Genomic DNA, 7,514 nt, shown 5'->3' with positions numbered 1-7,514 from the left:
GCAACCAAGCTTTGCTTCTTTGAAGGCTGAGCAGCATTACTACGACCGAATCTGGTTTACTCGTATTCGCTCGAAGCACTGCACCCCTTGATGACTGCCATTTTCCAAGATGTGTCAGGCAGTCAGCGTTGAATCTTTTTAAAATGCTACCCTGTCTTGATGCAATAGCGAGTGGTTTTGGCGCTGCGTGGGTCACCTGCGTCCGCACCTTCAAAGCCCCATGGGAACCCCCAAGAGCGCACTCCATAACGCTTTTATTGAAATTATTCAGAATTGCTGAAAGCACGGAATTCAAGACCCTGATTTATCCAGGGATAGCCAACTCGTCTTCCTGTGCGATTTCAGAACTATCAAGAAACTATAACTTATGACTTAGGAATTCATCAGTCGGAACTGATCAGGCAATTAACCATCCTGAAATCACAATTCTGAAGTCGTTTGACAGCCTAATTGCTCCCTGATGATGAGGAGATACACCAAAGGTTTTTTACGATTAACAGTATATTTACTAAATTTTTACATTGTCAAGCCAAATTATCATAGATCAGCCTTAAGACGTAAGTTTGGTTAAAAATACCTCAAAATTGTTGAAAAATTAATAAAATTAATATATAATTTATTTTGTAATTAATATTATTTAAATAGATAAAAAATAGCTACATAAACTAGCTAAAATAATTTAATTCAATGTAAATTTATGTCGGAACCTACCCCCAAGCCAGACACCTCTGAAATTAACGAGTGGCGCAGAAAAATCGAAATCGCTAACCACAACAACATTTTTGGCCACTGCCGGACTTGTGGCTATCAATGGGTAGATTCCTCAGTTGATAAAACCTGTCCTCAGTGTAGTAGTAATGATGTAGAACGTATCTCCTGCTGGCAGTTTCCCGATGAGTGAGTGAGCATAATCGGTGTTTGGAAGGGACAGGGAATGCGATCGCATCAAACTTGTCTCAAGTCCGACCGATAGCACACCTAAGGTCAATTTACAAAATTTTCCATAGCCTTCTCCTTTTCCTTAATCGGGGGTTGTCTTAATGCTTGCTTTTGCTTTATAATACAAGTATCGGAATAGTTTAGAATAAGAACTTATGAACAAGTGCGTTTGTACTACCGAAGCGGCATCTCTCCTAGGAATCTCTTCGAGACGATTGCGACAACTCCTAGAGAAGGGTCGCGTCCGGGGTGCTTATAAAAGTGGGAAATTCTGGATTATTCCTCTGTTCAACAATATGCCTCAAATCATTAAAGGCACTAGAGGACCAAAAGGCAAATGGCGTACCAGTCGTCCTCCGGCTCTAGCCAAGATTAATGTCAACCGCAATCACATTGGCTCGAATATCCACAAACGCCCGGAAGAGCGCAAGCCAGTGATTTCAGTAAAACGAAGTGGTAACAATTTATATGGCAACCAGGTAGAAATCCTCGGCCCATGTCGAATTACCTATCAGCCGGATAATCCACTGCCTTGTGGCGCTCGTCTATGGATTGAAACCTTCAGTGATGTCCACTTCATCGGTGGCAGTTTCCCTGCCAGTCGTTAATCGGGTTGAACGCGATGGACGTTCGCGTAGCGTCGGCTCTGCCGAGAGTCCCGCTTTCAGCGATCGCGTGGCCTATTGGCCAAGGTTGTCTCTCAGAATGCAGAATGCAGAATGCAGAATGCAGAATGTAGAATGTAGAATGTAGAAGGCAGAATGTAGAATGCAGAATGTAGAAGGCAGAATGGTTAATTCTTAATTCTAAATTCTTAATTCTTAATTCTAAATTCTTAATTCTAAATTCTAAATTCTTAATTCTAAATTCTTAATTCTTAATTCTTAATTCTTAATTCTTAATTCTAAATTCTAGAATTATTAATTCTTAATTCTAAAATAATGTTAATGCTCCATTGACCAACAACCCAGGCTTTAACTAACAGAAAGCTCTTATTTACATGACCTCGACGATGGTGTTGTAAAGGAGTCTATTCTGTTGCGCCTGCGAGCTGATCTAGATTTGAACTTGCATGCTTTATCCTCTTGTGAGTTTTGCTCTTCACTGGCTGCTGCTGCTGGAACGGATTCTTTCCCTGAGTTTTCATTAGTAGCTTGAGCTGGCTTGACTGGCACAGCTGTAGTGTTGGTAGTATTTTCCTGAGTCGGAGTATTTTCCTGAGTAGGAGTATTGTCCCGCACTGGTACTAACACCCTCCTGGGTTTAGGAGTATTTTCCTGAGTAGGAGTATTTTGCTGTACAGGCACTGCTCTAGGTTTAGGAGTATTTTCCTGAGTAGAGGTATTGTCCCGCACTGGTACTGACACCCTCCTGGGTTTAGGAGTATTTTCCTGAGTAGAGGTATTGTCCCGCACTGGTACTGTCACCCTCCTGGGTTTAGGAGTTGAGTCTTGGCTAGAGGTATTTTCCCGGACTGGTACTGACACCCTACTCGGTCTAGTGCTCGAATTTTCCCTAGCACTATTCGGTTTTACTGGAACTGATACTGTCCTATTGTTATCGGTAGAGTTATTGGAGTTATTGGTAGGAGTTTCTGGCTTAGGCACTACTATTACTGGGTTGTTGGCAGCAGCGTTTTCCCCACTAACAGTATTTGGCTTTGCTGGAACTGGCTGGTTAGCTGTTGACTCTTGGAAAACCGATAGACTAGGACAGTTGCCTTGATCATAGTCAAAGGCTACCTTGACCTGGTAGGGTTTTGTTGTACCACTTTGGTTGTTAAACTTGCGGAACTGAATATCTTCCAGTGCCTGCTGATTTAAAATGCCGTACCCTGCACTCTGAATCAGCTGTGCATTAGTCACTTCACCATCAGCACCTACTAAAATTCCGAAGACTGTTGTGCCTTCTAGTTTCTTAATACAAGCGTCTTTCGGATAAGTAGCACTAACTGTTATTGCTTCTGGTATGACTTCCTTTTTGGGTAAGGTATCTTTTACCAAAGCCATCCATTCTACCAGGTTTTTCCTAGCTTCCTCATCAGTGGTATTGGTTACATCTTTTTTCAGTTGCTTCCGCCGCATCCGCACTTGAGCTACTAAATTTTGCTCACGTTGTCGTGCGATCGCAACAGCACTAGAAGGTACTGGTTTAGTAGGCTCAGAAGGAGGAGGGGTGATGGAAAATTGTGGTGGTGGAGGAGGTGGAGTAACCGATACCGGTGGCTGTTGGTTAGGAACCTCTAATGGGTCAGGAATCTGGTTGCTAGAATTCCCAAATACTGGCAAGGAACCGGTCTGGAAGGAACCTGGATTCAAAGACTCTGTATCGAATTTGAACTGAGGTCGCGGTGGTGGGGCTGGTAGTGGTGTCCTGGGTTTTGGTGGTAGCTGGATCGGGAAAGACCCTCTGGTGATAATTGGTCTTTTGCGATTTAGCAGTGGTAAAGGATACTTACCAATTGTGGGTAAGGGTTTTATCGGTAGGGATCTCAGAGGTGGGGGTGTGGGAATTTTTTTCAGGGGCTTGAGAGGAGGTATTGAAGGTAGCGGTGGTGGAGGGGGTGGGAAAGGATTAAATAACGAAGGGATGGAGGGCTTTGCCGGAGTCTTGGCATTTGGTACAGCTGGCAGGGTTAGTGGTGGTGCAGCCGACTTGGGCACACGGTTGAGTTGTTGAGGGCTTAACTCCAACACTTGCACCATTGATTCTTCCTTAGGCTTTTGATTCTTCAACAAATCACCTAATATCGGTACGATTAGCATATGAACCCCCAGAGAAGCGGTAATAGAAATCACTAGGGGGTGACTCAGCATTTCTGGGATGTTTTTAATTAAAGAAGCATCAGACATGGCAGTTATTCTTGACGTATTTCCATAGTTGCTATTGACACTCCCCGGTCATTAGACGCGGGGATTCTTTAATCAACGACTCGACTTGCTGAACCTGGCCGGAACCAAGAACAGTAGAGGCCAAATCTCCTAAAGCGTTTAGGTCTGTGACCCAAGTTCCGGTGTGCCCCACCGTACTCAAAGCTCTTTTAAGGATGTTGATTGCGGCGTTGTGATCCCTATCTAGCTGACATCCACACTTACAGATGTGAGTCCTAGTCGATAGAGACTTTTTAACTATTTCGCCGCATCCGGAACAGTTTTGGCTAGTATAGGCGGGATTAACTGCGACAGTTACTTTTCCAAATTTAGTTCCAAAATGTTCCATCCATTTCCTGAATTGATACCAACCTGCGTCATTAATAGATTTGGCAAGACAAGGATTTTTTACTAGATTTTTAACTCTCAAGTCTTCGTAGGCGACCAGGTCGTTAGACCGGATTACGCAACGAGCCAGTCTCTTGGCATGTTCTTCACGCTGCCTACTTATCTTAAGGTGTGTCCTACCTAGCCTATTAATAGCTTTCTTCCGGTTAGCAGAGCCTTTCTTTTTTCGAGAAACCCGGCGTTGATGGAATTTAAGACGTTTTTCTACTGTTCTGTAAAAACGAGGATTGGGTTCAGTCTTTCCAGTGGAATCAGTATAGAAGTCTTTTAGCCCGACATCTAACCCAATGGCTGTACCAGTCGGATCTAATTCTTCTTTAATATCAGCTGAAACACAAAACTGGACATAGTAGCCATCAGCCCGGCGGACTATCCGAACTCGCTTTATTTGCTTCTTATCAAAACGCCACAATTCCCACGTTCCCTTCAACTTGAGCTTTCCAATCCCCTTTTTATCACTAAACGTAATTGACTTCTTGTCAGGGGAAAACTGCCACCCAGACTGTTTGTACTCCACTGAGCGACAGTTTTTTTGGAACTTAGGAAAACCTTTCTTTCCGGGTACTTTTTTCTTGCAGTTGTCAAAGAAACGAACGATTGATGACCATGCTCTCTCAGCACTAGATTGCCGAGCAGTAGAGTTCAACTCATTGGCAAAAGGAAAGTTTTTGGCAAGGACGGCGCTGTATTTGTTGAGGTCGAATTTATTAGCCCCTTTGTTGTCCATCCAGTACCTGAGACAGCTGTTGCGTATGAACTTAACTGTCCGGATTGCCTCATCAATAGCGGAGTATTGATGCCTTTTCCCCTTTGCCTTGAATTCTAAAACGATCACCAGTTTCGACCTCAACTTTCCTTTACTTTATTTTACAACACCCAGACTAAACTTTCGGATTATTTAGGAATATTTTTCTCACGGCGCGTCAAGCCGCTATTCGCTTTCATCCCCGGTCTAAAGACACGGGGTTGAAAGCGTTTATAATTTTATAAGAGTGATGGTCCTGGGCCTAGCTATAACAACTAAATCGATGGCTGAAACATTGCTATCTATTGGTTTGCTATCTATTGGTTTGCTATCTATTGGTTTACCTTAACAATTAGCAGAGAAAAATAGGGTAATGCCAAGTTAGGGCGATCGCATAAATTATGATAAATCACCTGCTCCGGTAGAGTTGCTCGTTCAACCACATAGGCATTTTCCAACAACTGATGTCGATGCAGCACTTGCCACACCTGCTGATAAACTGAACTGACTTTGAGCAAGACTACTACATCTGCCCAATCCAAAACCTTTTCCAGTTCCTCCACATTATAGAGAGCTGGTAGCACCACCAGCCGCTGATCACGAATGGTCAAGGGTAATCCCAACACCGATGCTGTAGCCATGGGGGAAGATACCCCTGGTACAGTTTGAATCAGGCTTTGAGGATGTAACTGTTGTAGCATCTGTGCCAAATAGGTAAATGTGCTGTAAAAACTCACATCTCCTTCGCACACAAATGCTACATCTTGCCCTAATCCTAGATAATTCCAGACTTGCTCAGCAGCAACTTGCCATGCTTGGGTCAAGATAGCGGTATCCTGCACATATGGAAATGTCAAGGGTAACTGCACCTGATGATTCTCCAACCATTGAGCGACAATCTGTTGAGCCAGTCCTGGTTTTCCACGGACTCCAGTAGGAAAGGCTACTACTGGTGCCTGTTTCAATATACGTAGTGCTTTGAGGGTGATCAGGTCAGGATCCCCAGGACCAACACTTATACCATAAAGTGTACCTAGTTTCACAAAAGTTTAAAATTATCTATAAAATTTATATTAAATTAAAATTACCGATGCCATTACCAACTGTTATTTTACCGGGCTATTTTGCTAGCGCTAGTGAATACCGTGATTTAGAACAATCACTACAACAGCTAGGGATTGCCGCAACTACTGTACCAATACGCCAACAGGATTGGTTTCCTACCCTCGGTGGTCGCTCTGTGGTGCCAATTTTGCGAAAAATCGACCAAGCTGTTAAACAGCAGTTGGAGAAGCATAACACGTCAGAGATTAATTTAATCGGTCACTCTGCTGGTGGCTGGATTGCCAGGATATATCTAGGAGAAAAGCCTTACACTATTCATGGAGATGTTACTGATGACTCGGTAGGGTTATGGAATGCTCATTCCTATATCTCTACCTTAGTGACTCTGGGTACACCCCATCTCAGTCAGGAACGTTGGACTAAACGCAATCTTGATTTTGTGAATGATAACTATCCAGGGGCGTTTCACCAAGATGTCAATTATATTTGTGTTGCTGGTAAGGCAATTTATGGTAAGCGACGTTTAGGCAGTTGGTTGGCTTACAACAGTTACAAGCTCACTTGTGGAGAAGGGAATTGCTGGGGAGATGGGATTACTCCCATTGCTGCTGCTCATTTGGCTGGAGCGACTAATATTACTCTTGATGAAGTGCTACATTCTCCTAGGAGGAAAGGGCTTTGGTATGGTTCACCTGAGGTAAGGGAGGCTTGGGTGAAGTGTTTAGGTTGAAGGTTTCTTTGAAGGTTGAAGGTTTCTTTGGTTGAAGGTTGAAGGTTGAAGGCGTAGGGTGCGTTAGGGGCGGGCGAGCCATGATTTTTCGCCTCTTCGCCAGGGTTGGGATAGTCCGCACCGTAACGCACCATCAGAAGCTTGAAGGTTGAAGGCGTAGGGTGCGTTAGGGGCGGGCGAGCCATGATTTTTCGCTTCTTCGCCCCTTGTTGAAACAGCCCGCACCGTAACGCACCATCAGGTGAAACAGCTTTTAGGAGATGCACCCTATCCAGAACTTAATGCGTTCGCGTAGCGTAGCCCTTTGGGCTAATCGCTTTTAGCGGAAGCTTTGCTTCATCGCGTAGCGTGGCCAACGGCCAATCGCGTTTAGCGGTTCCTTCCCAGTATCGCAATGGTAGAAGTGGATTTCAGCTACAACAACCTATCCCTGGATATTTGTCTGGAACAGTCTGTAAGTTAAGAAACACAATCAATAGGGGTTTATTAAGAATTATTATCACTGTATTGACAATAACTGCTTATTCTAATAATGGACTTACGCAAAGCCCCCTAAATCCCCCAATTCTGGGGGACTTTGCCCCCCAATTCTGGGGGGCAAAACCAACTCAACTTCGTAAGTCCTATAATAACTAACTACAACTAAACTTCCCTCGTATAGGTGCGTTCGCGTAGCGTAGCCCTTTGGGCTAATCGCTTTTAGCGCAGCGAAGTTGATCACAAAAGCAGAACAGCGGCAGGGTTGTGAAGGGAGTGT

The 7,514-nt window shown here is 44.0% G+C and carries 7 protein-coding genes; 4 read left to right on the top strand and 3 right to left on the bottom strand.

Annotated features, from left to right (window positions below):
* Positions 1-697 precede the first annotated feature (697 nt).
* The 3 genes from F6K53_RS19215 (at position 698) to F6K53_RS19205 (ending at position 1,692) form a co-directional block, all read left to right on the top strand.
* The gene (locus tag F6K53_RS19215; protein WP_293022230.1) at positions 698-901 is read left to right on the top strand and encodes a hypothetical protein; all 204 of its coding nucleotides are present in this window, start codon (positions 698-700) and stop codon (positions 899-901) included.
* 193 nt (positions 902-1,094) lie between these two features.
* On the top strand, positions 1,095-1,547 hold the full coding sequence (locus F6K53_RS19210; protein WP_071102586.1) for a helix-turn-helix domain-containing protein: 453 nt from the start codon (positions 1,095-1,097) through the stop codon (positions 1,545-1,547).
* Entirely contained in the window at positions 1,507-1,692 is a 186-nt protein-coding gene (locus tag F6K53_RS19205; protein WP_293036872.1) for a hypothetical protein, read from the top strand. The genes F6K53_RS19210 and F6K53_RS19205 overlap by 41 nt, the downstream gene beginning before the upstream one ends.
* 239 nt (positions 1,693-1,931) lie before the next feature.
* Here F6K53_RS19205 and F6K53_RS19200 read toward each other — a convergent pair whose 3' ends face one another.
* The 3 genes from F6K53_RS19200 to F6K53_RS19190 all read right to left on the bottom strand — a co-directional run bounded on the left by F6K53_RS19200 (position 1,932) and on the right by F6K53_RS19190 (position 6,005).
* Positions 1,932-3,791, bottom strand: a complete 1,860-nt coding sequence (locus F6K53_RS19200) for a TonB family protein (protein ID WP_293081735.1) — start codon at positions 3,789-3,791, stop codon at positions 1,932-1,934.
* A gap of 31 nt (positions 3,792-3,822) precedes the next feature.
* Positions 3,823-5,052: a transposase gene (locus tag F6K53_RS19195; RefSeq protein WP_293066649.1), complete on the bottom strand. Its 1,230-nt coding sequence runs from the start codon at positions 5,050-5,052 to the stop codon at positions 3,823-3,825.
* Positions 5,053-5,294: 242 nt separating this feature from the next.
* Positions 5,295-6,005 (bottom strand): precorrin-2 C(20)-methyltransferase, encoded by a 711-nt coding sequence (locus F6K53_RS19190; protein WP_293022222.1) that lies wholly within the window; start codon positions 6,003-6,005, stop codon positions 5,295-5,297.
* A 47-nt stretch (positions 6,006-6,052) separates the two neighbouring features.
* Between F6K53_RS19190 and F6K53_RS19185 the strand changes: the two genes are divergently transcribed.
* A complete protein-coding gene (locus F6K53_RS19185; protein WP_293036849.1) occupies positions 6,053-6,757 on the top strand; it encodes a lipase in 705 nt (234 codons plus the stop codon).
* Positions 6,758-7,514 lie beyond the last annotated feature (757 nt).

It is taken from the genome of Moorena sp. SIO4A1 (genome assembly GCF_010672065.1).
In the GTDB taxonomy this organism is placed as follows: Bacteria; Cyanobacteriota; Cyanobacteriia; order Cyanobacteriales; family Coleofasciculaceae; genus Moorena.
Note: the sequence above shows the minus strand (reverse complement) of the source record. Positions and strands in the feature narration are given on the sequence as shown.

Coding starts and splice junctions, on each gene's coding strand:
- F6K53_RS19215 (WP_293022230.1), top strand. CDS start 698: ATGTCGGAACCTACCCCCAAGCCAGACACCTCTGAAATTAACGAGTGG.
- F6K53_RS19210 (WP_071102586.1), top strand. CDS start 1,095: ATGAACAAGTGCGTTTGTACTACCGAAGCGGCATCTCTCCTAGGAATC.
- F6K53_RS19205 (WP_293036872.1), top strand. CDS start 1,507: ATGTCCACTTCATCGGTGGCAGTTTCCCTGCCAGTCGTTAATCGGGTT.
- F6K53_RS19200 (WP_293081735.1), bottom strand. CDS start 3,791: ATGTCTGATGCTTCTTTAATTAAAAACATCCCAGAAATGCTGAGTCAC.
- F6K53_RS19185 (WP_293036849.1), top strand. CDS start 6,053: ATGCCATTACCAACTGTTATTTTACCGGGCTATTTTGCTAGCGCTAGT.